Genomic DNA, 26,314 nt, shown 5'->3' on the forward strand with positions numbered 1-26,314 from the left:
TCTAGCATCAATAAAAAATACCTGAATAATGAAATCATTAAAACGCGCACTGACGTCACTGGAAGGTTTATCCATCGGCGATGCTTTTGGACAGTGTTTTTTTCAGACAGAAAATCAACTGCTTCTTGCTGAGGGTCAGCAACTACCTGAGGCCACCTGGTACTTTACTGATGACACAGAGATGACTTTGTCCATCGTACATGTATTGCGCAGTCATGGTGAAATTGATCAGGACATCCTCGCAAAAAGTTTTGCGAAACACTACAGCTATGACCGTGCCTATGGTCCGTCCATGCACAGAGTGCTGGCACGTATTGATGCTGGCGAAGCATGGCAGGAGGTGGTTGCCAGCGCTTTTGAAGGGCAGGGTTCGTATGGTAATGGCGCTGCCATGCGTGCAGCACCATTGGGTGCATATTTCGCCGATGACCTGGGTTTGTTAATGAGGCAGGCAAGTTTGTCTGCCGAAGTGACACATGCGCATCCAGAAGGAATAGCGGGAGCCGTTGCTGTTGCTTTGGCTGCCGCTCAGGCTTGCCTTTACAGCGATGCGGGAATAAGACCCAAACATGCAGAATTTTTAGGAAAGATTATCGACTTGTTACCGCAAAGTGAAGTGCGTTCCAAACTGGTTCGCGCTCAGTCCATAGAGACTGCCGGGTCTATGGATTTTCTGGTTTCTCTTCTCGGGAATGGGAACAATATGTCGGCGCAAGATACAGTGCCGCTGGCCTTGTGGTGTTGCGGACAGACACTGGAAGATTTTGAAAAAACCATGTGGCTGACTGTCAGTGCAGGCGGGGATCGCGATACTTTATGTGCGATTGCAGGAGGTGTCGTTGCCTCATTCGTCGGCGACAAAGGTATCCCTGACAGCTGGAGAGCGAGACGCGAAGCTCTGCCAGACTGGTATCTTGAATCCAGGGATGCAAATTGACAAAGAAATTTTTTTGGAATGACCCGTATCAAACCAGTTTGCAAACGCAAGTCAGTAAAGTGGATGGCAATGACGTTTACCTCGCATCGAGCATTTTCTTTGCTTTCTCTGGTGGGCAGGAAAGTGATCATGGCAGCATTGCCGGACAAGCAGTTGTTACAGCGCGCAAGGAGGGGCTGGAGTTGGTATATACACTGGCTGATGACCACGGCTTGCTGGCTGGGCAGGATGTGGAAGTTTGCATAGCCTGGGACAGACGTTATCGCATCATGCGCCTGCATTTTGCTGCTGAGCTAGTGCTGGAATTGTTTTACAAATCCTTGCCAGGTGTGGGCAAGGTCGGTGCGCATATCGCACAAGACAAGGCACGTATAGACTTTGTCTGGCCTGAAAGTATTGCCCCCTTGCTGCCTGCTTATATGCAAGAAGCGCAGACCATTATAGATGCAAATCTCGACATCACATGCGCTTTTGAAGATGAAGCTACAGAAAGACGTTATTGGGAAATTGCAGGATTTTCCCGAGTACCTTGCGGCGGTACGCATGTCAAACGTACTGGAGAATTGGGGCACATAAAATTGAAGCGTAACAATATAGGGCGGGGTAAGGAGAGAGTAGAGATTTATCTTGCTCCTTAAAAAAACAGTGGCAGGAGAGTCTGCCGCTGTTTTTTCCTGGCAAGCTGTTGATGCTTACTTGCCGAACAGGGATGAAAACTGTTGCAGCACCGCAGCCGGGTTGATATTGCCAGCTTCGGGCACCTGGCCATGGGGCGTCAGGTGATCAATGATGCCTGGCAAAAATTCAGCGAGGTGGTTTGCTGCACCTTCATGTGAAATGCCAGCAGCATCAGCCAGTTGCCCCCTAAGGCTTGCTGGATTTGTGCAGCGGATATGGGCATGTTTTGTCCCGTACCCACCCATGACTGCACGATGTCAGCCAGGCCAGCCTGGTGGAACGCGCTGATCAGGGCTTGCAAGCCACCAACGCCGCCAGCTTGTTTATCACCCAGCATGGCAACCACTGCCTGCATCAAGCCTGCCTTGCCATCATTGTCCTGGTTCATGCCGCCAAGCATGCCTAATGCGCTATCGAGTAATCCCATGATGTTCCTCTTTGAATTGATAAAGTGCAGCAAGTGTAAATCTGAGTATCGGCGGGAATTGTGAACTCTGTATGAAATTTGACAATGTTTTACGGCGATGGAAATTTTCTCTTTTAATTTGCTGAGTCCGTTACATGCCACCCCATGCTGCATTCAACATGGCAATCGCAGCCAGGCCTGCCGTTTCGGTGCGTAATATGCGTGGCCCCATGGACAGTGCCAGCACGCCGTGTTTAATAGCGAGACTTTCTTCTTCATCGGAATAACCGCCCTCAGGCCCGATCATTAAGCTTACAGCTTGTGCGGGATGATGGCGTGACCAGTCTGCCAGTGATTGTTCTGCGCGCGGGGTCAGCAATATTCTCTGATGCATATCTTGCTGGCTCAGCCACTGGTTGAAATTCATGAGCGGTGCCAGGTGAGCGAGGCGGTTGCGCCCACATTGTTCAGCCGCTGCAACGATGATGCCTTGCCAGTGCGCCTGCTTTTTCTCGGCACGCTCTGCAGACAGCCTGACGACGCAGCGCTGCGCTGCCAAGGGCTGGATTGCACTGACGCCAAGTTCCATGGCTTTTTCAATGATCCAGTCCATCTTGGATGCTTCTGGCAGTGCCTGCACCAGGTTCAGTGAATAAGGCAATTCGCATTCTTCTGGCAAAAATACTTTGACTTCTGCGGTCACGTTTTTCTTGGCGACCTGGGTCAGAGTGGCGACATAGCTGCCACCTTCTCCATTAAAAATATGGATGTTATCGCCCACATTCTGGCGCAGCACAAAAACATGATGCGCGACTTCATCAGGGAGGTCGATGGTGATCCCTATGCTTAAAGGGCGAGGACAGTAAAAACGTGGCATTCAATTCTCTTTGTTCGGAAGCAATTTCTTTAAGGGACTTACGAAAAAGCGTTCCAGCAAGCGTAGCGACGACGGCAGTACTTAAGTACGACTAGGAGCTACAACGCAGCTGGAGCGCTTTTTCGTATGTCCAATTTAGTAGGTCATGCAGGCAGCATTTAGCATACCCAGGCCCAGACTCAAGGCACCAAGAAAGACGCCAGAGGCAATTTTATTGCCGGGTATGTCAGAGACAATACCGGGTATCAATAAACGCGCGATGCCAAAGGCCAGCAATTGTATTGCCAGCGCTATCACACCCCAGAAGCACATATCGATCAGGCTGACACTGTTGGCAATGGCCGACGCCAACGCCGTGCAATAACCCAGCACAGCGCCAGACAGGCTGGCTGCTGCTGCAATATTACCTTCTCGTATCAGGGCAATTTCACGGTAAGGTGTTATGCGTATATACACCACGACAAATATCGCCAGCAAGATGAAAGCGGCAGCAATATGGCTGAAGAAGGCAAGTAGGCCGTGTGCCAGTAATTGTTCACTCATGGAGCATCCTATTCTACAAAATAATGGGGAATGAAACGACTGGTGTTTTTGGTGATCAGGGTTTCATCTTCGCGTATGCCTATGCCAGCGGGTTCATCACCCACTATCCAGGCACCGATGGAGGTGTAAGCCGGTGTGATGCCATCATCAAATTTTGGTTGTGGTGCATAAGCCTGATAGATATAGCCTTCTTCACCATATTCACCACCAGTATGCATCACTTCACCATTGGCATAGATGGAAATGTTTTCTCCCTCTCGTGAGTACAGAGGTTTTTTCACATGGTTGCCGCTGATGCGCCATGCATCGAAATAGGCGGGCAGTAGATTCGGGTGATTCGGAAACAGTTCCCACAATATCGGCAATATCGCCTTGTTCGACAAGATCATTTTTCAGGCTGGCTCTATGATGCGCATGGGACGCTTCAGCAAATGATTGGAAAAGTCTTCGCGGCACAGCCATTCCCATGGGTAGAGCTTGAACAGGTTATCGATACGGCTGTCGAGATCATCGACGAACACGCCTTCGTCTTCATCCCAACCCAGCGATTCTATCGCGCACTGCTTGGTGGCAAAGCCCGCCTGTATGGCTGTGTCGCGCAGGTAAGAGAGATTGCCTTCATCTTCTTCATTGCCACCTGCGCAGGCAAAGTGCAACAGGCCTTTGCCAGGGAATTTTTTCCACTGGTCTATGAGTTTTTCATGCAGGGAATTGAACTGGTCAGCATCAGGAAATACATCCTGCAACCAATACCATTGTGCGACACTGGATTCCACCAGTCCGGTGGGTGTGTCGGCATTGTATTCCAGCATCTTGGGTGCGCCTGTGCCATCCCAGCTCAGGTCAAACCGGCCATACAAAGAAAATTCTTTTGCGCGCCAGCTGTCTTCAACTTGTGACCAGAAGGCCTGGGGAATGGCAAATTTTTCTTGCATGCCGTGTCTGACGACATGGTCCACCGCTTGCGATGACATCTGGTGCAAGTCGAGACTGGCTTGTTCCAGTGTATCTACCTGGTCGGCAGTAAAACGATAGGCATAACGTTCATCCCAGTAGAGACCATCGATGGAGTGGTAAGTAAAACCGAGGGATTCAAATTGCTGCTGCCAGCCCGTGCGTGGCGTTAATGAAGTGCGTATCATTAACCACCCCCGCTATGGCCGTGTGCAGTGCCGCCAAAACCGCCGCGGCTGACACTACTGCGACTGGTGGATACACTGCGGCTGACGGCGTGATCGCTGCCAGAATTGCTGACGCCGAAATTTCTCTGCACCCTGTCACGATAACCAGGCGAATAATATGGTCCGAAAAAACTGTGTGAGTATCCGCTGTAGTGGCTGCCACTAGTGCCGGTGTAGCTGCTACCAGTCGATGAGGCTGGCATGCTGGCGGCATTGAGGTCAGTACTGGAGGCGACGGTTTCGCAGGCCGTGCCAGTACCCCAGTCTTTCTGGCAGTCTTCGAGGTTTTTATACTGATCGCGTATGGATGTCAGTTCCTGGCTGCCGCCACTGCCAGTATTGTCGGCACTATCGCTGCTGACGCTGCACGCAGTCAGGGCAGCACTGGTCACTAGCATTAGCGGCAGAGTGCGGCTGACTCTGCGTTTGCCATGTTGTTTGCTTATTCCGGCACTCACGGTTTCTCCTGTTTTCCCATGTTAGGGTCGCGGCATCAGGTCTTTCACATAATTGGGTAAGGCAAATAATGCCTGATGCACATCGCCATTGTAATACTTTAGCAATGGCAAACCACGGTGTTTGATCTGAAGATTTACCGTTGACGCGCTTATCGATAATGGGTTGCCATGCTTGCTGGCAATAGCCATCCCCCATAAAGCACCGTACAGGGGGATGAAGACAGTATATGGATGTAGTTGCGGAAATATATTGCTGAGTTTCTTCAAGGTACCAGCAAAGCGTTGTGGATGATAGTAGGGGCTGCCCAGATGCAGTACCAGCATGCCTTGCTCAGTCAGCCTTTGCGCACAAGCCTGGAAAAATTCTTCTGTCATGCAGGTGGCTGCCAGCGAGCTACCATTTGGGCTGATCGGGTCGGTCAGGTCCAGCAGTATCAGGTCAAATTGTTCTGTGCTGTTATGGACATAGGCAAAACCATCTTCATAACGGTGTTGTATTTTTGGATCATCCAGTGCACCTCGATGAATATTTGCCAGGTGCTGACGTGCCATCTTGACGACTTCTTCATCAATTTCACACAGGGTGATGCTGTCGATGCTGGGGTGTTTCAGTAATTCTTCACAAGACCCACCATCGCCACCACCGATGATGAGGGCAGTGCGTGGTTCCGGATGGGTCATCGCCGCAGGGTGCACCAGGCATTCATGATAAAAGAATTCATCTTTTTCTGAAGTCATCATGGCACTGTCTATGCGCATGACCTTGCCAAAATTGGTGGTATCGGCGATCTCGATATCCTGCATGGCGCTACGCTGGCGCGCCAATACCTGATTGATACGGGTGACTGCAAAGCTATCTTCTGTCAGAGCTTCAAAGGCCATGGCGGGACCATGTTCACCGCGTTGCAATTCCTGACGCGAGACTGTGCGTGGCTGGAAAACAGCAATCAATGCATCGACAATTTGCCTGGCCTTGCTGCCATTGTCATGATTGAAGTTGCAGACATACACGTCCAGCGTCACTGCATAGCGTTCTGGCCAGGTATGGATGGCGACGTGCGACTCTGCCAGCAGCAAGGCTCCTGTGACGCCAGCCGGGCTGCCATCTTCATGCCTGAAGGGGTGAAATTTTTCCCCAACAATGGTTAGGCCGGCAGCGATGGTGATTTCGCTGAGGCAAAGACGCAGGCTTTGTGGGCTGACGAAATATTCTGGCGCTGCTTCACAGTCAAAGCAGTCGGCGGTCAGGTGTAAGCCTTCCATAAGTCTTTCTTTAATTCAATGGTTCAAAAATGCCCTGCAAATCTTCTGCAGTCAGTTCTACGCTGGCAATTTCACCCTGGTCGAGTATGGCACGTGCCAGGTCAGATTTTTTAGCCTGCATTTCCTGTATCTTTTCTTCTAGCGTACCCTTGGCTATCAGGCGATAGACAAATACGGGTTTGTCCTGTCCTATGCGCCAGGCGCGGTCAGTGGCCTGGTTTTCTGCAGCCGGGTTCCACCATGGGTCGTAGTGGATGACGGTGTCGGCTGCGGTCAGGTTCAAGCCCACGCCCCCAGCTTTCAGACTGATGAGGAATAGGGGGATATCACCTTCCTGGAAGCGGCGTACCACTTCACCCCGGTGCTCGGTGTCGCCTGTCAGTATGGCGAAGCGTAATTGTTTTTCAGTCAGTGCTTCTGCGATCAAGGCCAGCATGCTGGTGAATTGTGAAAACACCAGGATCTTGCGGCCTTCCGCCAACAGTTCATCTATCATCGCCAGCAATTCTTCGAGCTTGGCCGACGGCGGCATCTTGTCCTTGCCACCTTTTGCAGATTTGACGGCTTTGGCACCAGTAATCTTGACCAGGCGCGGGTCGCAGCATACCTGGCGCAGTTTCAGCAGCGCATCAAGGATGACGATCTGGCTGCGTGCCACACCTTTCTTGGCGATTTCTTCGCGGACTTTTTCGTCCATGGCCAGGCGCACGGTTTCATACAGGTCGCGTTGTGCGCCGCTAAGTTCTATGTGACGCAAGACTTCGGTCTTGGCTGGCAGTTCCGTCGCCACCTTGTCCTTGGTACGGCGCAGTAAGAAAGGTTTGATGCGGCGTGTCAGCAGGGCATGGCGCTGGCTGTCTCCCAGTTTTTCTATGGGGTGCTGGAAGTCCTTGGTAAATGACTTGATGTCCCCCAAAAGGCCGGGCATGAGGAAGTTAAATTGCGACCACAGCTCGCCCAAATGATTTTGCAGCGGCGTACCAGTCAGGCACAGGCGGTGGTTGGCCTGCAACAGGCTGGCAGTCTGGCTGGCCTTGGCCTGGGCATTTTTGATGTACTGGGCTTCGTCAAGTATCAGCAAATGATAGCGGTATTGGCGCAGGGCTTCTTCATCGCGCGGCAACAGGGCGTAAGTGGTTAGCACCAAATCGACCTGTGGGATTTGTTCAAACAGCTTGCTGCGGTCTTTGCCTTGCAAGACAAGCACGCGCAAATCAGGTGTGAAGCGTTGCGCCTCGCTGGCCCAGTTGTCCATCAGGCTGGTGGGGGCAACCACCAGCGCTGGCTGGGTCAGGCGGCCGGCTTCTTTCTCCATGAGGATATGGGTCAGGGTTTGTATAGTCTTGCCCAGACCCATGTCATCAGCGAGGATGCCTGCAAGCTGGTATTCGCGCAAAAACTGCATCCATGCCACACCTTCTTTTTGGTAATCGCGCAGGCTGGCCTGCAAACCTGCGGGTGGCGTGATGCTGTTGATGCCGCCGAATTCTGCCAGGCGCTTGCCAAAGCTTTGCTGGCGTTCGCCACCTATCCAGCGCAAGTGGGTAGTAGCAGACAATTCTGCCAGACGCGCCGCGTCCAGCATGGGCAGGCGCAGTTTGTCGCCTTGCTGTTCATTGAAATACAACTCGCCCAGTATCAGCAGGATAGGCTTGATACGTGCATAGGGTAGGGCGACGCGGGTATTGTCAGGCAGGGCCAGCAAGACTTGTTCGTCATCAGCGCGTTGATTGACTTGTTGCAAGCTAAAGTCTTGCGGTGCCTGGCGTATCAGGCTGACCAGCAAGGGCAGCAGTGAAATCTTGGCCTGGTTGACGACGATACCCAACTCCAGCTCAAACCAGACGGATTGCTGGTTATCTTCATCAACCTCGGCATACCAGTCTTCCACTTCTTGCAGATCGTAGCGGTAGTCGTCTTGCGGACGGATATCCCAGCCCTGGCTGATCAGATCAGGCAAGTCTTTTGTTGCAAAATTCAACCAGGCATTCTGGTCCGGCAAACAAAGTAGCAGCTCTTTTTCATGACCTGCTATGGCTTGGACTTGAAAACCCAAGTCCTGCAGGGTTTGCCTGGCACTTTGTTCTGCAGGCAGGTCCCTGAGTATCTTTTCCAGGCCATGCTGACCACGACGCAGCAAATGATCGCCTGGCTGCTCCGATTCAGCTACTGCGTCTTCGTAGGCGAACCTGAGGATGGCGTAATCAGTGCATGCACTGGGTGTCGTCATGCTATTCAGTTCCAGCACCGGGCGCATGCGGATATCTGCACGCAGTTGTGCTTCCAATTCTGCTGGTAAGGGGATCAGGTTCTGCAGGCCCATGTCCAGCAAGCGATTGGCCATTGCCTGCCGGGTTTCTGCGCGACCAACAGCCAGGAGTGGCGCTTCCTGCACCAGGTTAATCAGTGCAGGCAGCGGGAACTTGCTGGTCGCTGCTACATGCAGCTCGCCACAGCTATCTTGCCCTATCAGCCAGGGTGGTTCGGTGGGCAGGATATACGGCGGGGCAGGTATCTCTGCATCCCTACTATCGAGTTGCCAGCGCAGGCGCAGGTAGTCATTTTCTTCTTGCCAGGCTAGGTGTGCCTGTTGCAAAGGGTGGTAGGCCAGCCTGGATAAATGATTTTGCTTATTTTCGGTATTGAGCCAATACAGTTTGCCAGCCTTGGCGACACGCTCGAGCAAGACCGCACCCATCCTGCCCTTGGGAGAATAATGGGAGTAATAAAACGAATTCATGGTGCACATATTGAACAGCGCCAGCAATTCGTAATCTGCTTCCTGCAAAAAACTGGCTGACTTCATCATGTCGCGCACTGCCAATGACAGCTTGGTGTACTTCAGGTCGCCTTTGGCATTTTGCTTGGCCTTGCCGGGTATCAGGCGCACTTCCTTGCTGCCTGCTACTGTGGAAAGGCTGAAAATCAGCATGCCATCTTCCAGCTCGTCTTTGGCAAATTCTGTATCTATCGCTGGAGTTGGGGATTCATGCGTGGCAAATTCCAGCTCACGCAACCATTTCTGTTCATTGAAACCCAGTGCAGCATCATTGCCATCGGCATGGCCGGGCAGGGCATGGGCCTTGTTGTGATGGTCGAGGATATTCAGTAAAACTGCCGCCACATGCTTGCAATTGTATTCAACCGGGCAACTGCAGGAACCATTCACGGCTTCCAGTTTGCCGTTTTCAAACACCAGTTCAATCTCTTGCGCATAAATATTGCGGCCACTGCCCTGGACTTCGCTCTCGACAAAGTCATTGTCAAAACTCCAACCCCTGACCTTGTTTTCTGTTGCATAACTGATGCCGCGTATGAACACCTCATGAGGAAATTGCCGGGCAAGATCGTCGAGGGAGAAGTGACGTTTTTTTGATGACATGCGTAAGCTTTATATGTAAACCCAGTGATTTTACAGTTTAAAAGAGCAAGATTGCGCTTCTGAAGCGTCGCAATTGTAGTATGGACCCCATGCTCTGGTAAAATATCGGGTTTTCGCGGGGAGAGTTTCATGTCCCCAGCTCGCAACACTGACCAGTTTTCTCAAGACTACCTTCTGACACCATGATTTCATCTCTTCAGCCAGCAACACTCACCAAGATGGCCAATGCAATTCGTGCCTTGTCCATGGATGCCGTACAAAAAGCCAATTCTGGCCACCCAGGCGCGCCTATGGGCATGGCGGATATCGCTGTTGCTTTGTGGAAAGGCTATTATCGCCACAATCCGGCTAATCCTAAATGGATCAACCGCGACCGCTTTGTGTTGTCGAATGGCCACGGCTCGATGTTGCATTATTCGCTGTTGCACCTGACAGGCTATGACCTGCCTATAGAAGAGATCAAAAATTTCCGTCAATTGCATTCCAAAACTGCCGGTCACCCTGAAGTACATATCACACCAGGCGTGGAAACAACTACTGGCCCACTGGGTCAGGGTATTACCAATGCCGTCGGTATGGCGCTGGCTGAAAAACTGCTGGCAGCTGAATTCAATCAGGGCGACCTGAAAGTCGTTGATCATTACACCTATGTATTCATGGGCGACGGTTGCCTGATGGAAGGCATTTCGCATGAAGCCTGCTCACTGGCCGGTACACTGCAACTGAATAAACTGATCGCTTTCTGGGATGACAATGGCATCTCCATTGACGGTCATGTCGAAGGCTGGTTCACAGACAACACCCCAAAACGTTTCGAAGCCTATGGCTGGAATGTGATCCCGGCAATTGATGGTCACAATGCAGAAGCCGTGGCCAATGCGATTGCTGCCGCCAAAACATCTGACAAACCGACGCTGATCTGCTGCAAAACCGTGATCGGCAAGGGTTCTCCAAACATGGAAGGAACCCACAATGTGCACGGTGCCGCTTTGGGCGACAAGGAAATTGCCGCAGTACGTGCGCACATAGGTTGGGAATACCCACCATTTGAAGTGCCGGCAGATGTATACCAAGCCTGGGATGCCAAAGCAGATGGCGCTAAAGCCGAAGCTGAATGGAATACACAATTTGCAGCCTACACAGCCCAGTTCCCACAAAAAGCGGCTGAACTGACACGCCGCATGAATGGTGACTTGCCTGCCAACTTCGATGAAGTGGTGGCGAATGCGATTGCATCCTGCGTAGAGAAAAAAGAAAACATCGCTACCCGCAAAGCCAGCCAGAACGCCATCCAGGCATTTGCCCCATCGCTGCCAGAATTCCTTGGCGGTTCTGCCGATTTGACAGGTTCCAACCTGACCAACTGGAAAGAAAGCATCGCGGTACGTGGCAACCAGGCTGGTAACCATATCAATTATGGCGTGCGTGAATTCGGTATGAGCGCAATGATGAATGGCATTGCCTTGCATGGCGGTTATATCCCCTTTGGCGCGACCTTCCTGACTTTCTCTGATTACAGCCGCAATGCCATCCGCATGGCTGCACTGATGAAAATCCGTACCCTGTTTGTGTTCACTCATGACTCTATCGGCCTGGGTGAAGATGGTCCTACGCATCAATCCGTCGAACACGTATCGAGCATGCGTCTGATCCCTAATCTGGATAACTGGCGTCCATGTGACACAGTGGAATCGGCCGCTGCCTGGGCACATGCAGTCAAACGCAATGACGGTCCATCGACCCTGATTTTCTCTCGTCAAAACCTGCCGTACCAAGAGCGTAACGCCCAGCAAATCGCTGATATCCAGCGTGGTGGCTATGTCTTGCAAGACGTGGCTGATGCCAAGGCAGTATTGATCGCCACCGGTTCTGAAATTGAACTGGCTGTCAAATCTGCGGCTGAACTGGCACAGCAAGGCATTGCCGTGCGCGTGGTGTCCATGCCATCGACGGATGTATTTGACCGTCAGGATGCTGCTTATAAGGCTGCTGTGCTGGGCAAGGGCTTGCCACGTATTGCCATCGAAGCCGGTGTCACAGACTTCTGGTATAAATATGTAGGTTTGGAAGGCGCAGTGGTTGGTATCGATACTTTCGGTGAATCAGCACCAGCGGGCGTCCTGTTCAAATACTTTGGCTTCACTGTTGACAATGTCGTTGCCAAAGTAAAAGCGACTTTAGTTTAAGCTGGAAGACGGAATTGACAGACATTACTGTGAGCAGCATCAAAGAGGTGAGCCTGCGTCGTGCTACTGTAGATGACGCAGAGGCGATTGCTGCTGTACGTGTGGAAAGCTGGCAAGCTACTTACCGCGGCATGATTCCGGATAATTATCTGGATGAAATGCGGATAGAAGACAGCATGCTGCAATGGCGGCAAATCCTGCAAGCCATGTCGCAGGCAGAAGACCGCATCTGCGTGTATGTGGCTGAGAGCGAAGGCCATATCATAGGCTTTGCCTCCGGTATGGTGCTGCCTGAACCCAAGCTGGGCATGCAGGCTGAGCTGACTGCAGTCTATCTGCGACCAGCCTGGCAGCGTTCTGGCATAGGCCGTCGCATGGTACAAAAGGTTGCCCGTACCCTGCAGGCCCAAGGCGCAGAGAGTTTGCTGGTATGGGTCATCTCCGGCAATTCCATCGCCCGCAATTTCTATGAAGAGCTGGGCGGTGCGCTGTTGATAGAACAGGCATTCAGTTGGGATGGTATGGATTTGATGGAAGTGGGTTACGGCTGGCGCGATTTGTCGGTGCTGATGGCATCGGTGAATGCCATGCGTACTTCTGCTTCTTTGCATTAGGAGACACTGATTAAGCTACTGCGCGACGCGATTTTGAGCCTGCGATGCTCATCGTACATTCGTACGACTGCGCTTCTTAACTCAAACTAGCGCCGCTCGCTACGCTTAATCAGCGCTCCAGTACGTTTTTTTTGATTTGTATTTATTGTTGTTTAGTCCTTTGGAGATAAAACCATGACGATTCGCGTCGCAATCAACGGCTATGGCCGTATCGGCCGCAACATCCTTCGCGCTCATTACGAAGGTGGCAAGTTCAAGAACGAGATCCAGATCGTTGCGATCAATGACCTCGGCAATGCAGAATCCAATGCCCACCTGACCCGTTATGACACAGCCCACGGCAAGTTCCCAGGTACAGTCACGGTTGAGGGCGATACCATGATCGTCAATGGTGACAAGATCAAGGTATTTGCAGAACGCAATCCTGCCAACATCCCATGGGGTGAGTTGAATGTAGACGTCGTGCTGGAATGCACGGGCTTCTTCACAACAAAAGAAAAAGCGTCTGCCCATCTGGCTGGCGGCGCGAAAAAAGTCATTATCTCTGCCCCAGGCGGCAAAGATGTTGATGCAACCATCGTCTACGGCGTTAATCACAATGTATTGAAATCCACTGACACAGTGATTTCCAATGCATCCTGCACGACCAACTGCCTGGCACCTCTGGCCAAGCCTTTGAATGATGCTATCGGTATCGTCAATGGTTTGATGACGACTATCCATGCTTACACTAATGACCAGGTATTGACTGACGTCATGCATGAAGACCTGCGTCGCGCCCGTTCAGCCACCATGAGCATGATCCCGACCAAAACTGGCGCAGCTGCTGCCGTTGGCCTGGTCTTGCCAGAACTGAATGGCAAACTGGACGGCTACGCCATGCGCGTACCAACCATCAATGTATCCGTCGTTGACCTGACTTTCGTTGCTGCTCGTGATACGACAGTGGCAGAGATCAACCAGGTCTTGAAAGATGCATCCGAAGGTGCCCTGAAAGGTATCCTGGATTACAACACCGCACCTCTGGTGTCTGTGGATTTCAACCACAATCCAGCTTCCAGTACTTATGATGAAACACTAACAAAAGTATCTGGCCGTCTGGTTAAAGTATCGAGCTGGTATGACAATGAGTGGGGCTTCTCCAACCGTATGCTGGACACCACTGTTGCATTGATGCACGCAAAATAATCTGTTAAATCTGTTGTTCAGATGGTTTTTGCAACATACTTGAAAAATACCCCGAACTTTCGGGGTATTTTTTTGTCTATTGAGGGTAAGCTTGGTTCATTGAAAGATATTTTTGTTTTGGGAGATTGCTGTGAAGCTCAAGAAACTGTTAGCTGACAATAAAGGTTTCATCGTACTCATGCTGGGCATGGTCTTTGTACGTAGCGCCCTGGCTGACTACTATATCGTGCCTACCAGTTCCATGTATCCGACCTTGCTGGAAGGTGATCGCGTCATTTGCGACCGTCTGGCGTATGACGTCAAATTGCCGTTCACCGATGTCATCCTTGCGCATGTCGCTGATCCACAGCGTGGTGACGTGGTGACCTTTACCTCGCCAGCAGATGGTGTGCGCCTGATCAAGCGCCTGGTTGCCGTGCCTGGCGATGTGGTCGAAATGCGCGAAGAAAAGCTGTTCATTAATGGTGTTGCTGCCAGCTATGAGGCGCTAGAGCCGCGCAGTGACGACCATCTGACACCAAAGCGTGAATACAAGGGCCAGCAACTGGTTTACAAAGAAAGCCTGGGTAGCCTGCAACATGACATGATCGTCATGCCGGAACGCGAAGCCTTGCGTTCTTTTGGCCCTGTCAAAGTCCCGGAAGGTGATTACATGATGCTGGGTGATAATCGTGATAATAGCCAGGATTCCCGCTACATAGGCCTGGTCAAGCGTGAGCTGATCACCGGACAAGTCAAACGCCTGATGTATTCACTGAATGGGGATCAGTATTATTCTCCACGTTTCGATCGCTTTGGGGCAAAAATCTAGTAAAGCATTGTTTGAGTCAGAAAGCGAGAAAGCCAGTACCAGCAGGTGCTGGCTTTTTTATGAGTCAAGCATGTTGTTTGAAATATGGTTAATATGTAAATTCTTGTTTGCGCAATTCTGCAGCGCATTTCGCTGATAGGGATTTACATGTCACCAAAAGAATTTACCTGCCATCTGTTTTTTGCGTCGCTACTTATTGCTGGTGCTGGCACCGCGAATGCAGAAGAGCCACGCAGCAATTACTTCAACGACCCCTTCCTCAAAGTAACTCATGCCATCAGTGATTGTGCCGCGCCTGAAGGTCCTTTGCTGACCACAGCGCAGGCCAGGTCCGAGGCACACTCCAGAATAGAGCGCGGCACAAGTTGTTATCACTCAGGGCATTGTCGCCTGCCAAATTCCTACCAGTACGACCAGGAAATCATTCCCCGGGTAAAACGTGCCATAGAAGCAGATGGGCGTTTTGCCGAAACCAGCATCTGGATAGAAGGGCAGCGGCGTTTTGTCACTTTAAAGGGCTGTGTGCAAACTGCTGGTCAGGCAAAAGAGCTGGAAAAACTCGTGCGTCACCTGGATGATGTAGAGGGTGTTGTAAATTTGCTGACTTATAAATAGCTTTTTTAGACTATGCTGTGATGGCTCTAATTGAAAAGGAAAGTAAATTTATTGCACTGCACAGTGACTAATACTGGACTGTAAAGCCCAAGTCATGAATGATTGGTTCTGCAAAGCAATAATCACCATGCGCCGGCCAGGCAGGCCGGACCTAACGAGGAGGATAGTCATGAAATTAATGAGCAAACTGTTTTTGTTGGCAGTAATGGGTTTCTTTATGTCATCGTCAGCGATGGCAAGGGAAGAGCGCGGCACGACTGCTCAAGCGCAAGCCATGGTTAAAAAAGGAATCGCACACATCAAGAAAAATGGCAAGGAAAAAGCCTTTGCCGATTTTAATGACACCGCAAACAAAGACTTTCATGACCGTGACCTGTACTTGTTTGTGTATGACATGAATGGTCTGAACTTGTCTCATGGTGCCAATCCCAAGATGGTCGGTAAGAATTTGCTGGATTTGAAAGTGGAAGGCAAGCCCATCATCAAGGAAATGATCACTGCTCTCAAAACCAAGAATGACGGCTGGATTGACTATCAATGGCCAAACCCTGTCACTAAGGCCCTGGAAACCAAGTCCAGTTACTTCGAAAAAGTTGATGATTATTTTGTTGGTGCGGGTGCCTATAAATAAGTCTGATGGATTGACTCGAACGCAAGGCCAGCGGTTCCGCTGGCCTTGTTTTTTTTGCATTTCAAATATGCTACACTTTTCGTGTTTGGCAGGTTGATGCAGCAGGGAGATAATCAAGTTAATTCCTCATGAAAAAAAGCGAAGTTTTACATCGAGAATTGATTTGTTTCGGTGCCACCAAAGCAATTTAAAGTTTAATTACTTTGCGTGCCAAAAAAGCAACGGTTTGGTTGTCGCTGCGGCGTAAAATTTGCTCCTTATATCCTTCGTCTACTTGAGTTTTCACGCTTCTGCTGCGCTCTATTTTTTGCCCGAATGTTTTCAATCTATTGAAAGGACAAATTGCTAAGCCGTTTTCGGGCGACTACATGATAGATGTACTTATTGATGATATTAATTACCGCTGGAATGCGGGCAAAGCGCTAGGAACCCCGGTAGAGATCAGCTTTAGCTTTATCAAATCTTCAGCTTCCTATGCTTCCGATTCTGATAAAAATGGGTTCAAGGCTTTCACTGTGGAACAGATGGCAGCTGCCAGAGCCATCTTTGCTGAGATATCCCAAGTGTTGAATGTAACTTTCAAGGAAGTTGCAGAGGCTGATATCCAGTCTGGCATCAGGCTGGCGAATAATATCCAGGAGAAGAGCGCCGGATATGCCAAACTACCCGTGCCTGCATCGGATGGTTCAACCTTCAGTGCGGGCAGTGGCGATTTATTCATGTCGACAACTTACATGGATGCGAGTTATCAAAAAGGCAGTGATGCCTACAAGATACTGATTCATGAAATAGGGCATGCGATAGGACTTAACCACCCTGGTAACTATAATGCTGGTGAGCCGCCAAGTGCTGAGGCGGGCAATTATCTTGCGACATCCGAGGACAGTAGCTGGATTTCCATCATGTCCTACAATCCGATCGCGCAAAACCAGCAAGGCGAGTTTTTTGCGACTTACGATATGTTGGCCCTGAAGTATTTGTATGGAAGCAGACCATTTCATACTGGCAATGATACCTACGCCTATGGCGATGTTGATGGGCAGACGCTGAAGATCATCAATGATACTGGCGTGGTCGATACTATTGATGTATCGAAGGCAACATTGGCTGCAACCATCAATCTTACACCGGGTTCATTGAATTCTGTGGGGCGCATTGTTGCCGGGGATGCAGCGATCAATAATTTGTCTATCGCTTTCGATGCAACGATAGAGAATATCATTGGTGCTGCTTTTAGCGACAAGTTTACTGGCAATGCTTCCAACAACCTCTTTGTTGGTGGTAGTGGTGACGACTTTCTTGATGGCGCCGCTGGACTTGATACTGCCCAGTACACTGGTTTGAGAAGCACCTATTCAATTGCGGGAAACAATACGGGTTTCAATGTGAGTAAACCAAATTCTCAAGGAGTGGATACACTTAACAGCGTTGAGCGACTCAAATTTGCAGATGTGTCGGTAGCGCTTGATATTGATGGTACTGCTGGTCAGGCTTACAGGATATATCAGGCTGCTTTTGGTCGCACTCCAGATCTGGCCGGTCTCGGATATTGGATCAAGGATATGGACAATGGTTCTAACTTGACGACGGTCGCAGCGGGATTTATGCAATCGAAAGAATTCCAGACGCTTTATGGTGCAAATCCCTCAGTTGATACTTTCTTGACGACTTTGTACAAAAATATCTTGGGTCGTATCCCAGATCAGGCGGGTTACGACTACTGGAAAAATGAGTTGAGTGCCAATAAAATCAGTTTTGCTGGGACTTTGGCCAGTTTTACTGAAGGTCAGGAGAATAAGCTGAAAGTTATTGGCTCCATTCAACATGGCTTTGATTACATCGAGTACCTTGGCTAGTTTGGAAAGATGATTTGCTTAGCCCATGACCGTATCATGGGCTAAGCCAGTGCTGGCAAAGGTATTCCCTTTTATCTCGTTTCCATGTAGCCCAGAGTGAAAGAAATCTGCCTCGCAGTTTCAGTCAGATTGCTTAGCCACTCTTCCTGCAGGCGATCTGCAGGCGCAGAGATAGACAGGCCAGCAATCATTTTGCCGCTGTCGTCATGGATGCCTGCTGCCATGCAGCGCACGCCCAGTTCCAGTTCTTCATTGTCCCGTGCATAGCCGTTTTCACGCACAGCCGACAATTCTTTTTCCAGTTTAGCGAGATCAGTAATCGAATTCTTATTGTGACCAGCCAGGCCGGTGCGGGTTGCATAGGCGCGTATCGCCTTCGGTTCATCAAGGGACAGGAAGAGTTTGCCTGTTGAAGTCAGATGCAGCGGAGCACGTCCACCGATTGCACGCACCACCTGCATGCCTGAGCGCTCAGAAAAGGCCCGGTCTATATAGACAATTTCATCGCCCTGGCGTACCGACAGGTTGATGGTCTGGTTGGTCTGGCGGTGCAGGGCACGCATGAATTCCAGCGCGGCCTCACGCACATTCAGGCGGCTCTTGACGATATTGCCCAGTTCCAGCAGGCGCATCCCCAGGCGATAAGAACCAGTATCTGCCCTATCTACAAAACGGGTAAGCACCATATCATTAAGGATGCGGTGGGCAGTGGAGGGGTGCAAGCCTGTGACGATAGCTAGTTCCTTGAGGCTGACCGGGTCCTGGTAACGCGACAGGGCATCCAGCAAGGACACCATGCGTTCTATGACCTGTATGGATGTTTTATCAGAAGCGGGCGTATCGTTTTTCATATTATGGTTGGTGCGCTGCAATATATAAGTTATACCACAATGTGAAATGAACGTCACGGCTTCGTCGCCAAAATACAATATATGCAGCGAGATGGTGTGCAGGGACGCTGCCAGCATGCAAGAAATTGATTTGCAATAAGTAAATCTGCTTGTTACTGACTTATAGTCCTGTAAAATTCGCCACCTGAGTGAAGGTCGGCTGGCCCGGTCTTCATCTGCGATACTGTTCAAGTGTGGGTTTAAGGAATAAAAATGTCTGAAAAAGAACAAGCTGTCAGTGAATTCAAAAGCAAAAGTGGCCTGCGCCGTATATTTTCGGCCATCCTTTACTCCATCGATGGCTTGCGCTCTGCCTGGAAAAACGAACATGCCTTCCGTCAGGAACTGGTGCTGGTGGTTAGTGGCTCTGTTATTGCCTTGTTTTTGCCAGTGTCAGCTTTTGAAAAACTGATGATGATAGCCGTGCTGGTGTTGATACTGGTGGTTGAGCTCATCAATTCAGCGATTGAAGCTGTAGTAGATCGCGTCTCGCTGGAACGCCATACCTTGTCCAAGAACGCCAAGGACTTTGGTAGTGCCGCTGTCTTGCTGACAGTGTTGATTGCACTGGCAACCTGGGTAGTCATTTTGCTTGACCGTTTTTACTATTAATTGTTTTTACTACCGACTGTGAGAAATGCTTAATCTCCATATTGCCAGCACCGCCAATCCTGCACTGGAAGCTGAACTAGGTGCTGCCATCAACAACAAGACCAAACCCTTGGGCAGCCTTGGCCGTCTTGAGCATCTGGCGGCGCAAATAGGTTTGATACAGCAAAGCACACAGCCGGAGTTGCGTGAGCCTGCTATCGTCGTCTTTGCTGGTGATCATGGCGTCGTGGCTGAGGGTATCTCTGCTTTTCCTCAGGACGTGACCTGGCAGATGGTAGAGAATTTCCTGGGCAATGGTGCGGCGATCAATGTCTTTGCAAGGCAGAATGGCATCGCTCTGCATGTGGTGGATGCCGGGGTCAATCATGAATTTGGCCCGCGTGAAAAACTACTGAGCATGAAAGTCGCCAATGGCACTCGCAATTTTGCCAAAGAACCGGCAATGACTGCTGCCCAATGTCAGGCTGCCATGCAAAATGGTGTTGAACTAGTCGCCAGCTTGTCTGGCAATGTACTGGGATTTGGTGAGATGGGCATAGGCAATACCACGGCTGCGGCTGCACTCATGCACAAGCTGACGGGTGCTCCTGTTGCGAATTGCGTAGGTGCAGGCACAGGTTTGTCTGCAGAAGGCATACGCCATAAACAGGCCGTCATTGAAGCTGCGGTGGCCTTGCATGCAAATGTAGAAGAACCTGCAGATGTGCTGGCTACCTTTGGTGGTTTTGAAATTGCGACCATGGTCGGTGCCATGCTGGCGGCGGCAGAGCGTCGCATGGTCTTGCTGATAGATGGCTTCATCGTGACCAGCGCCTTACTGGTGGCAGCCAGGATGCAGCCGGCAATACTCGATTACTGTGTGTTTTCTCATCAGTCTGACGAGAGTGGCCATGCTCGCATGTTGCAGGCATTGCAGGCCAAGCCTGTGCTGCAACTCGACCTGCGCCTGGGAGAGGGTACGGGGGCAGCGCTGGTTTATCCTATGCTGCAGGCTGCGGTTAACTTCCTGAACCAGATGGCGACTTTTGCGTCTGCGCAGGTGAGCGAAAAGAGCGGCGACTAGATATTACCCATACTGCGATTACCCATACTGCAGGAGCTGGCTTGCATCAACTACGTTTATTCTTCATCGCCCTGCAGTTCTTTACCCGCATCCCCATACCGGCCTGGGTAGGGTTTGAGCCTGACTGGTTGCGCCAGTCATCACGCTATTTCCCGGCAACAGGCTGGATTGTGGGGGCAGTGTGTGCAAGTGTCTATGCAGCCACAGCGCAATTGTGTCCACATGCGGTGGCAGTGGTGCTATCTACTATTGCAGGCATCTTGTTGACAGGCGCTTTTCATGAAGATGGCTTTGCTGATGTCTGCGATGGTTTTGGCGGTGGCATGACGCCAGAGCGCGTCTTGGAAATCATGAAGGATTCACGCGTCGGAGCCTATGGTGCCATAGGTATTTTACTGATGCTGGCCCTGAAGCTGGCTTTACTCATCAGCTTGCCTGCCTCGGCAGTGGTACCTGCCTTGCTGCTCGCACACCCCCTCTCGCGGCTGGCTTCATGCAGCCTGATCTGGCTCATGCAATATGCGCGGCATGAAGGCAAGGCCAAGCCGCTGGCACAGGAGATGAGTAATGGCGAATTTTTCGTCGCCTGCCTGACTGTGCTTTTGCCGGGCGCAGCGCTGCTGTACTTCTTTCCTTTTCCATTGTATTCGCTGCTGTTGGCCCTTTGCCTGGTGTTATTGCTGACCTGGCGTATGGCGCGTATGTTCCGGCGCAGGATAGGCGGCTTTACCGGTGATTGTCTGGGGGCTTCCCAGCAAGTGGCAGAAGTGGCTATCTACCTGGGTTTGCTGGCTTTTCAGGTGGCCTGATATGCGCCTGCATATACTCCGGCACACCAAACCGCGAATAGCAGAAGGTCTGTGCTATGGGCAAACAGATGTTGATGTCTTTGATGCCGACTGTGTTTCACTGGCGCAGCAATTGTCCAGTCAACTGCAAACATGCTTGCCAGTATTTTCCAGCCCTTTGCAACGTTGTGCCAGGCTAGCCAGCTTGTTGCACACAGAACCTGTATTTGATGAGCGTTTGCAAGAACTCAATTTCGGTGCATGGGAAATGCAAGCCTGGGACGTGATCCCAAGAACCGACATAGATGTCTGGGCTGCAGCTCCCGCCAGCTACAAGCCTGGCGGCGTTGAATCCGCTATAGACCTGGCGCAACGCGTAATAAACTGGCTAAATGATATGCGTGCACTGAATATACCGGAAGCCATTGTAGTTACCCACGCCGGTGTCATACGCATGTTGCTGGCCTGGCAGGCAGGTATGGGGGCAGAGGAACTGGCAGAGCTGATCTGTGCACAAAACCGCAGTCTTGCCTTTGGTGAATATCAGGAAATACTGGTATTTCATACTTAATGCAGATAGTATTTACGCAAGACTGACAGGTATCCATGTTTCCCATGGTCATTGCATGATAGAACTCAGGAGATCCCCACGCATTACCGTGACTTGGCGCGCAGGTGTCAAATTGCCTGACGGCAAACTAGTTCTCGCCAAGCTGGTCAATATATCGGCCGAGGGTGTGCTCTTGCATACGACCGAAAACCTGATACCGCAACGCAGTTACCCCATGTTGATAGAAATCCCCGGCATTTTTCAGGAATCTCAGATTTACAAGGTCAGTTGCAAAGGCACAATCAGGCATGCCATCCTCAGTGGCGAGGTCTATCACGTAGGCATACAGCTCTCAGAAATGTCTGAATTGCATACTGAACTGGTGACCGCGTGGATATCCAAGACCGCCCATTTGAGTTGAATTCGGGCCCGGCTTGGAGCAAATCTGCTTTGTTTTCAATAAGTTAATAAACTGAGCTGCGTCAGTTTTTAAACCTTCCAAACTTGCGGCTACCCCCATCTGTCTATAGAATGGCGGGGTTTTGGTGCTCGCGGGTATATTCATATCTGCGGTTAAACGGGAAACACTAAGCTCTTGCAAAAGTGTGCTGCCCCCGCAACGGTGTACAAGTTGCTGCGAATTTAGAACACTTACATAGTTCACACGCAGCCAGCCATTTTCCAATACCACTGTGCTATGTGCATGGGAAGGTCAGATGGTGATACTTGTCAGCCCGGATACCGGCCAGAATAAGTGAAGCAATACGGACGGGGAAATTTCGTTAAACAGAAACGCATGCATTGCCGTTGATTGGCATGGTGTGAAATCCTGACAGCACAGGCTGCCTGCGTGGCCCTGTCGCTGACGACTAATTGTCCTTATTGCTTTGTTCAAAGTAGCCTGCGGGGACGTCGGTTACTTGCTCTATTTTTTCTGAAATATCATGACATCTGTATTCAAACCGCTTGCCATTAGCCTGGCCATTGCTGCTGCATTCCCATCCACCTTCGCTTTTGCACAAACTGCTGCTGTAGGCGCTGCTTCCAGCGTGGTGATTACCGCTGGTCGCCAGACCCAGGCCGCCAAGGATGTGTTGGCTGACAACGTCGTTATCACGGCGGAAGACATCGCCAAATCCGGCGCTGCTTCAGTTGTTGATCTCTTGCAACAGCAACGTGGCATAGAAATCGCCCGCAATGGTGGCCCTGGCACGACAGCTTCCGTCTTCATGCGCGGTGGCAACAATGCGCAAAACGTAGTGTTGATTGATGGCGTGCGCATCGGTTCCTCCACTACCGGCGGTGCTACCTGGTCTTCCATTCCATTGTCACAGATAGACCGTATTGAAGTCGTGTATGGCCCACTGTCAAGCCTCTATGGTGCTGATGCCATGGGTGGTGTGATACAGATATTCACTAAAAAGGGTACTGGTGTTCTCTCTCCTACCGTGTCGGCTGGTTTGGGTAGCTATGGCACTCGTAAATTGCAGGCGGGTATCTTTGGTTCTGTGGCCAATAATCTCAGTCTCAGCTTGAATGCTGGCCACGAAGAGAGCGAGGGGTTTTCTGCGACCAAGCCAACAGCGGATTTTGGCTATAACCCTGACAAAGACGGCTACAAACTGGATAGTTTCAATGGTCGTCTGGTATGGGAAATCAGCAAAGGTTACGAGCTTGGTGCCAGCGTTTTACACAGCCGCAACAATGCGCAGTATGATTCTGGCCTGAACCAGGACAACCGTAGTATCTCTACACTGGAAACCATTGCCGTCTTTGGCCGTGGCAAGTTCACTGACAACTGGTCTGCCTCGCTGCAGGTGGCCAAAGCTACTGACAAGGGTGTCAGTGAAACTGCGACTTCAAGCAAATATACTGCCAGTGAGATTACTACCACCCAGGATAGTGTGAGTTTTCAGAATGATATCCGTTTCGGCAAGGATGTCCTGCAACTGATCGTGGAAACACGCGAGGAAAATGTTGATACTGCAACTGCAGCGCTCAATCGCAAGCGTACTACGGATTCTTTTGCCGCATCTTATGTGCTCAAACAGGATGCACACCTGGCCAGCGCTAGTATCCGCAATGACCGCAGTTCGCAATATGGTTCAAATACCACTGGCAGCGTCGCCTATGGTTACCGCTTCAACGATGCACTGCGCGTCAATGCCAGTTATGGTACTAGCTTCCGCGCGCCGACTTACAATGAGCTGTATTACCCTAATTATGGTGTTGCCACTAACAAACCGGAAAAAGCAAAAAATGCTGAAATTGGGATGTATTTTGAGCAGGGTGATACACAGTTAAGCGCTGTTTATTATCAAAACAAGGCAACTGATTTGTTGATTTCAGCTGGTAAAGATGTCTGCCCACCAAATTATCCTTTTGGTTGTGCCTACAACGTCAATAAGGCAACTTTGTCTGGCCTGACAATAGGCGGCAGTACCCGTTTTGCTGATCTGACTTTGCGCGGATCTATCGACATCCAAGATCCTAAGGACGACACGACAGGCAAACGTCTGGCTCGTCGCTCCAAACAGCACGGTACTTTGGCTGCAGAATATTCTTTTGCAAACGCAAAAGTTGGTGTGGAAACCATTTTCTCTGGCGACCGTTATGATGACGCAGCTAACAACAGATTATTGAGCTCTTATAATTTGCTGAACCTGTACGCAACATATGAGATCGCAAAAAACACAACGGTACTGGCACGCTGGAATAATGCCCTGAACAAAGACTATGAACTGGCAAGAGGCTATGCAACAGCCGGTTCCAATGTATTTGTTGGCGTGAACTACGGCTTTAAATAAGTCTGGCATTGATGTGTAGCGATGCGGCGGATATGGCTGCATCGCCCACACATCCGCAAGCTGATAAGCTGATGTACAGGTCTGGTTTTTTAAAGACGCTGCACATCAAAACCTGTTTCACCTTTGGACCAGACTGATGATGGCGTCTTTTTTTTCTGCACGACAGCGCAAGCAATCCCCCAGGATGGCGGTCGCTCAACGTGCTGGTCTGGTTCTCCCTATTTTATTGGCCGCCGCCGTAGGCAGTGTATTGATTGCCTGCGTCTGCGGTTCGGTATCTCTGAGCTTTGCCGAGTTATGGCAAGCCTTGCTGGAATTGCTACGCGGCCCGCCAACGAGCTTGCCAGGCAGCTTGCTTGATTTGCGCCTTGGCCGTGCACTGACCGGCTTTGTGACCGGTGCCACGCTGGCGCTGGCAGGTGTCATGATGCAGGCGCTGTTGCGCAACCCTCTGGCCGACCCTTATGTGCTGGGCATATCTGGTGGGGCATCTGTCGGTGCGCTGGCAACCATATTATTTTTTGGAGCATTCTGGCTGGTGGACGTGGCTGCCTTTGTCGGTGCAATTACCGTTGCGCTCTTGTTATTCGGCCTTGCTTACCGCGACTTGCGCGGTGCGGGTAGTACCGATGGCAGTGCACCTATCCTGTTGCTGACTGGTGTTATCGTCGCTACCGGTTGCGGTGCCATCATCACCCTCATGCTGTCGATCGCGCCAGACAGCCGTTTGCGCGGCATGGTGTTCTGGATGATAGGTGATCTGTCGAATACCCAGTCACGTTATCTGCCCTGGTTGATACTTGGTGCCATATTAATGTTCGTCATGCGCAATGCGCGTTCCATCAATGTCGCAGCCATGTATGCCGACAATGCCAGCACCCTGGGGGTCAATATTGGCCGTTTGCGCCAACTGCTGTTTTTATGTTCTGCCTTGTTGACCGCGAGTGCAGTCAGCAATGCGGGCAGCATAGGTTTTGTTGGCCTCATCATGCCGCATATCTGCCGCTTTGCCTGGGGCCCTGATCACCGTTTGCTGATACCCGTTGCGACACTGGCTGGTGGTTGTTTCCTGGTGCTGGCAGATACGGTGGCCCGTACTGTGGTCGCACCACAGCAGTTGCCGGTTGGCGTCATTACTGCGCTGGTAGGCGTACCGATGTTCCTGCTGCAATTGCATCAATTGCGGAGGCGCTGATGGATATCCGCAATCTGAATTTATCGGTAGGCAAGCGCGTACTGGTGCGTGAACTCAACTGGCAAATACAGCCAGGTGAATGCTGGTGCATCATAGGCCGTAATGGTGCTGGCAAAAGTACCTTGCTGCGCACACTTGCCGGTTTGCGTCCCATAGAAAGTGGCCAGGTCTATTTGCGTGATAAACCGTTGCAAGATTGGACATTGACGGGGCTGGCCCGTGAGCGTTCATTTTTACCACAGGGCAGGGTAGATGCTTTTGGCTATTCTGCACTGGATACTGTACTCAGCGCCCGCCATCCATACCAGAATTCGCATTACTGGGAAAACAATGACGACATGGATCTTGCCATGGCTTCCCTGCGTGAAATGGATGTCGCCGACATGGCAGAGCGCGACGTGCGCAGCCTGTCTGGCGGCGAAAGACAGCGCGTAGCGATTGCCGCCTTGCTGGCCCAGGACGCCAAATGGATGTTGCTGGATGAGCCAGCGAATGCACTTGATCTCGGGCACCAGGTCAGCGTCATGCAATTGTTTGCCCGCTTGTGCAGTAAAGCAGATGCACAACAAAACAAGGCTGTTGTCATGGTTAGCCATGACCTCAATATGGCCTATCGTATTGCCACCCATGCCCTGTTGCTGATGGGTGATGGTAGCTGGCAAGCCGGGCCAGCAGATGACATATTCAGCGCATCCCAACTCAGTGTCTGTCTGGGGCATCCAATCGAGCGCTTCACACATGGCGGGCAAACCATATTCCTGCCTCAAAACTAAACACACGAGA

General features: G+C 50.9%; 23 protein-coding genes, 2 pseudogenes and 1 riboswitch. Of the genes and pseudogenes, 17 read left to right on the forward strand and 8 right to left on the reverse strand.

All coding sequences use genetic code 11. The features are described 5' to 3' along the window. The first annotated feature begins 28 nt into the window (after positions 1 to 28). Together ACO0LN_RS12760 and ACO0LN_RS12765 are read left to right on the forward strand one after the other, a co-directional pair. Complete coding sequence (locus ACO0LN_RS12760; RefSeq protein ID WP_422974273.1) at positions 29 to 937, forward strand: ADP-ribosylglycohydrolase family protein; 909 nt, start codon at positions 29 to 31, stop codon at positions 935 to 937. Then, positions 934 to 1,575: an alanyl-tRNA editing protein gene (locus ACO0LN_RS12765; RefSeq protein ID WP_422974275.1), complete on the forward strand. Its 642-nt coding sequence runs from the start codon at positions 934 to 936 to the stop codon at positions 1,573 to 1,575. The genes ACO0LN_RS12760 and ACO0LN_RS12765 overlap by 4 nt, the downstream gene beginning before the upstream one ends. Before the next feature lie 174 nt (positions 1,576 to 1,749). Here the strand turns inward: ACO0LN_RS12765 and ACO0LN_RS12770 are convergent. From ACO0LN_RS12770 to ACO0LN_RS12800, 7 genes and pseudogenes are all read right to left on the reverse strand, one after another. After that, a pseudogene (locus ACO0LN_RS12770) lies at positions 1,750 to 2,195 on the reverse strand (YidB family protein); the annotation flags it as partial. Next, positions 2,173 to 2,898, reverse strand: coding sequence for a 16S rRNA (uracil(1498)-N(3))-methyltransferase (locus ACO0LN_RS12775; RefSeq protein WP_422974277.1), 726 nt, complete (start codon positions 2,896 to 2,898; stop codon positions 2,173 to 2,175). The gene ACO0LN_RS12775 and the pseudogene ACO0LN_RS12770, both read right to left, overlap by 23 nt. Before the next feature lie 135 nt (positions 2,899 to 3,033). Then, complete coding sequence (locus ACO0LN_RS12780) at positions 3,034 to 3,441, reverse strand: DUF350 domain-containing protein (RefSeq protein ID WP_422974279.1); 408 nt, start codon at positions 3,439 to 3,441, stop codon at positions 3,034 to 3,036. An 8-nt stretch (positions 3,442 to 3,449) separates the two neighbouring features. Then, a pseudogene (locus tag ACO0LN_RS12785) lies at positions 3,450 to 4,583 on the reverse strand (glutathionylspermidine synthase family protein). Beyond that, positions 4,583 to 5,080 carry a hypothetical protein gene (locus ACO0LN_RS12790; protein WP_422974281.1) on the reverse strand — a complete coding sequence of 166 codons (498 nt, stop codon included), beginning with the start codon at positions 5,078 to 5,080 and terminating at the stop codon, positions 4,583 to 4,585. The pseudogene ACO0LN_RS12785 and the gene ACO0LN_RS12790 overlap by 1 nt, the downstream one beginning before the upstream one ends. A gap of 21 nt (positions 5,081 to 5,101) precedes the next feature. After that, positions 5,102 to 6,343: a polyamine aminopropyltransferase gene (gene speE, locus ACO0LN_RS12795; RefSeq protein ID WP_422974283.1), complete on the reverse strand. Its 1,242-nt coding sequence runs from the start codon at positions 6,341 to 6,343 to the stop codon at positions 5,102 to 5,104. 10 nt (positions 6,344 to 6,353) lie between these two features. Then, positions 6,354 to 9,725, reverse strand: a complete 3,372-nt coding sequence (locus tag ACO0LN_RS12800) for an SNF2-related protein (protein WP_422974285.1) — start codon at positions 9,723 to 9,725, stop codon at positions 6,354 to 6,356. Positions 9,726 to 9,907: 182 nt separating this feature from the next. Here ACO0LN_RS12800 and tkt point away from each other — a divergent pair, with 182 nt between their 5' ends. From tkt to ACO0LN_RS12835, 7 genes are all read left to right on the forward strand, one after another. After that, positions 9,908 to 11,911: a transketolase gene (tkt, locus tag ACO0LN_RS12805; RefSeq protein ID WP_422974287.1), complete on the forward strand. Its 2,004-nt coding sequence runs from the start codon at positions 9,908 to 9,910 to the stop codon at positions 11,909 to 11,911. A gap of 14 nt (positions 11,912 to 11,925) precedes the next feature. Beyond that, positions 11,926 to 12,525 carry a GNAT family N-acetyltransferase gene (locus ACO0LN_RS12810; RefSeq protein ID WP_422974289.1) on the forward strand — a complete coding sequence of 200 codons (600 nt, stop codon included), beginning with the start codon at positions 11,926 to 11,928 and terminating at the stop codon, positions 12,523 to 12,525. A 174-nt stretch (positions 12,526 to 12,699) separates the two neighbouring features. Further along, positions 12,700 to 13,713 carry a type I glyceraldehyde-3-phosphate dehydrogenase gene (gene gap / locus ACO0LN_RS12815; RefSeq protein WP_422974291.1) on the forward strand — a complete coding sequence of 338 codons (1,014 nt, stop codon included), beginning with the start codon at positions 12,700 to 12,702 and terminating at the stop codon, positions 13,711 to 13,713. 130 nt (positions 13,714 to 13,843) lie between these two features. Then, positions 13,844 to 14,524, forward strand: coding sequence for a signal peptidase I (gene lepB, locus ACO0LN_RS12820; RefSeq protein ID WP_422974293.1), 681 nt, complete (start codon positions 13,844 to 13,846; stop codon positions 14,522 to 14,524). A gap of 147 nt (positions 14,525 to 14,671) precedes the next feature. After that, positions 14,672 to 15,139: a BON domain-containing protein gene (locus tag ACO0LN_RS12825; protein ID WP_422974295.1), complete on the forward strand. Its 468-nt coding sequence runs from the start codon at positions 14,672 to 14,674 to the stop codon at positions 15,137 to 15,139. Positions 15,140 to 15,308: 169 nt separating this feature from the next. Beyond that, positions 15,309 to 15,770, forward strand: a complete 462-nt coding sequence (locus ACO0LN_RS12830; protein WP_422974297.1) for a cache domain-containing protein — start codon at positions 15,309 to 15,311, stop codon at positions 15,768 to 15,770. A 368-nt stretch (positions 15,771 to 16,138) separates the two neighbouring features. After that, a complete protein-coding gene (locus tag ACO0LN_RS12835; RefSeq protein WP_422974299.1) occupies positions 16,139 to 17,626 on the forward strand; it encodes a DUF4214 domain-containing protein in 1,488 nt (495 codons plus the stop codon). Positions 17,627 to 17,697: 71 nt separating this feature from the next. Here ACO0LN_RS12835 and ACO0LN_RS12840 read toward each other — a convergent pair whose 3' ends face one another. Beyond that, complete coding sequence (locus ACO0LN_RS12840) at positions 17,698 to 18,477, reverse strand: IclR family transcriptional regulator (RefSeq protein WP_162058428.1); 780 nt, start codon at positions 18,475 to 18,477, stop codon at positions 17,698 to 17,700. A 252-nt stretch (positions 18,478 to 18,729) separates the two neighbouring features. On the opposite strand from ACO0LN_RS12840, the gene ACO0LN_RS12845 reads away from it, so the two are divergent. From ACO0LN_RS12845 to ACO0LN_RS12880, 8 genes are all read left to right on the forward strand, one after another. Continuing rightward, positions 18,730 to 19,128 (forward strand): diacylglycerol kinase, encoded by a 399-nt coding sequence (locus ACO0LN_RS12845; RefSeq protein ID WP_422974302.1) that lies wholly within the window; start codon positions 18,730 to 18,732, stop codon positions 19,126 to 19,128. Positions 19,129 to 19,153: 25 nt separating this feature from the next. Then, the gene (cobT, locus tag ACO0LN_RS12850; RefSeq protein WP_422974304.1) at positions 19,154 to 20,191 is read left to right on the forward strand and encodes a nicotinate-nucleotide--dimethylbenzimidazole phosphoribosyltransferase; all 1,038 of its coding nucleotides are present in this window, start codon (positions 19,154 to 19,156) and stop codon (positions 20,189 to 20,191) included. Between the two features lie 41 nt (positions 20,192 to 20,232). Continuing rightward, on the forward strand, positions 20,233 to 21,000 hold the full coding sequence (locus ACO0LN_RS12855; RefSeq protein WP_422974306.1) for an adenosylcobinamide-GDP ribazoletransferase: 768 nt from the start codon (positions 20,233 to 20,235) through the stop codon (positions 20,998 to 21,000). Between the two features lies 1 nt (position 21,001). After that, positions 21,002 to 21,550 carry a histidine phosphatase family protein gene (locus ACO0LN_RS12860; RefSeq protein WP_422974308.1) on the forward strand — a complete coding sequence of 183 codons (549 nt, stop codon included), beginning with the start codon at positions 21,002 to 21,004 and terminating at the stop codon, positions 21,548 to 21,550. After that, complete coding sequence (locus ACO0LN_RS12865; protein WP_422974310.1) at positions 21,489 to 21,950, forward strand: PilZ domain-containing protein; 462 nt, start codon at positions 21,489 to 21,491, stop codon at positions 21,948 to 21,950. Before ACO0LN_RS12860 ends, ACO0LN_RS12865 begins: the two co-directional genes overlap by 62 nt. Positions 21,951 to 22,055: 105 nt before the next feature. Continuing rightward, positions 22,056 to 22,293: riboswitch (cobalamin riboswitch) on the forward strand. 180 nt (positions 22,294 to 22,473) lie between these two features. After that, entirely contained in the window at positions 22,474 to 24,336 is a 1,863-nt protein-coding gene (locus ACO0LN_RS12870) for a TonB-dependent receptor domain-containing protein (RefSeq protein ID WP_422974312.1), read from the forward strand. Positions 24,337 to 24,475: 139 nt separating this feature from the next. Further along, on the forward strand, positions 24,476 to 25,531 hold the full coding sequence (locus ACO0LN_RS12875) for a FecCD family ABC transporter permease (RefSeq protein ID WP_422974365.1): 1,056 nt from the start codon (positions 24,476 to 24,478) through the stop codon (positions 25,529 to 25,531). Further along, complete coding sequence (locus ACO0LN_RS12880; protein ID WP_422974314.1) at positions 25,531 to 26,304, forward strand: ABC transporter ATP-binding protein; 774 nt, start codon at positions 25,531 to 25,533, stop codon at positions 26,302 to 26,304. Before ACO0LN_RS12875 ends, ACO0LN_RS12880 begins: the two co-directional genes overlap by 1 nt. The last annotated feature ends 10 nt before the right edge of the window (positions 26,305 to 26,314 follow it).

This window comes from Undibacterium sp. TC9W (genome assembly GCF_049339865.1).
Classification (GTDB): domain Bacteria; phylum Pseudomonadota; class Gammaproteobacteria; order Burkholderiales; family Burkholderiaceae_D; genus Undibacterium.

Coding starts and splice junctions, on each gene's coding strand:
- ACO0LN_RS12760 (WP_422974273.1), top strand. CDS start 29: ATGAAATCATTAAAACGCGCACTGACGTCACTGGAAGGTTTATCCATC.
- ACO0LN_RS12775 (WP_422974277.1), bottom strand. CDS start 2,898: ATGCCACGTTTTTACTGTCCTCGCCCTTTAAGCATAGGGATCACCATC.
- ACO0LN_RS12780 (WP_422974279.1), bottom strand. CDS start 3,441: ATGAGTGAACAATTACTGGCACACGGCCTACTTGCCTTCTTCAGCCAT.
- speE (WP_422974283.1), bottom strand. CDS start 6,343: ATGGAAGGCTTACACCTGACCGCCGACTGCTTTGACTGTGAAGCAGCG.
- ACO0LN_RS12800 (WP_422974285.1), bottom strand. CDS start 9,725: ATGTCATCAAAAAAACGTCACTTCTCCCTCGACGATCTTGCCCGGCAA.
- tkt (WP_422974287.1), top strand. CDS start 9,908: ATGATTTCATCTCTTCAGCCAGCAACACTCACCAAGATGGCCAATGCA.
- gap (WP_422974291.1), top strand. CDS start 12,700: ATGACGATTCGCGTCGCAATCAACGGCTATGGCCGTATCGGCCGCAAC.
- ACO0LN_RS12825 (WP_422974295.1), top strand. CDS start 14,672: ATGTCACCAAAAGAATTTACCTGCCATCTGTTTTTTGCGTCGCTACTT.
- ACO0LN_RS12830 (WP_422974297.1), top strand. CDS start 15,309: ATGAAATTAATGAGCAAACTGTTTTTGTTGGCAGTAATGGGTTTCTTT.
- ACO0LN_RS12835 (WP_422974299.1), top strand. CDS start 16,139: ATGATAGATGTACTTATTGATGATATTAATTACCGCTGGAATGCGGGC.
- ACO0LN_RS12840 (WP_162058428.1), bottom strand. CDS start 18,477: ATGAAAAACGATACGCCCGCTTCTGATAAAACATCCATACAGGTCATA.
- ACO0LN_RS12845 (WP_422974302.1), top strand. CDS start 18,730: ATGTCTGAAAAAGAACAAGCTGTCAGTGAATTCAAAAGCAAAAGTGGC.
- cobT (WP_422974304.1), top strand. CDS start 19,154: ATGCTTAATCTCCATATTGCCAGCACCGCCAATCCTGCACTGGAAGCT.
- ACO0LN_RS12860 (WP_422974308.1), top strand. CDS start 21,002: ATGCGCCTGCATATACTCCGGCACACCAAACCGCGAATAGCAGAAGGT.
- ACO0LN_RS12870 (WP_422974312.1), top strand. CDS start 22,474: ATGACATCTGTATTCAAACCGCTTGCCATTAGCCTGGCCATTGCTGCT.
- ACO0LN_RS12875 (WP_422974365.1), top strand. CDS start 24,476: ATGGCGTCTTTTTTTTCTGCACGACAGCGCAAGCAATCCCCCAGGATG.
- ACO0LN_RS12880 (WP_422974314.1), top strand. CDS start 25,531: ATGGATATCCGCAATCTGAATTTATCGGTAGGCAAGCGCGTACTGGTG.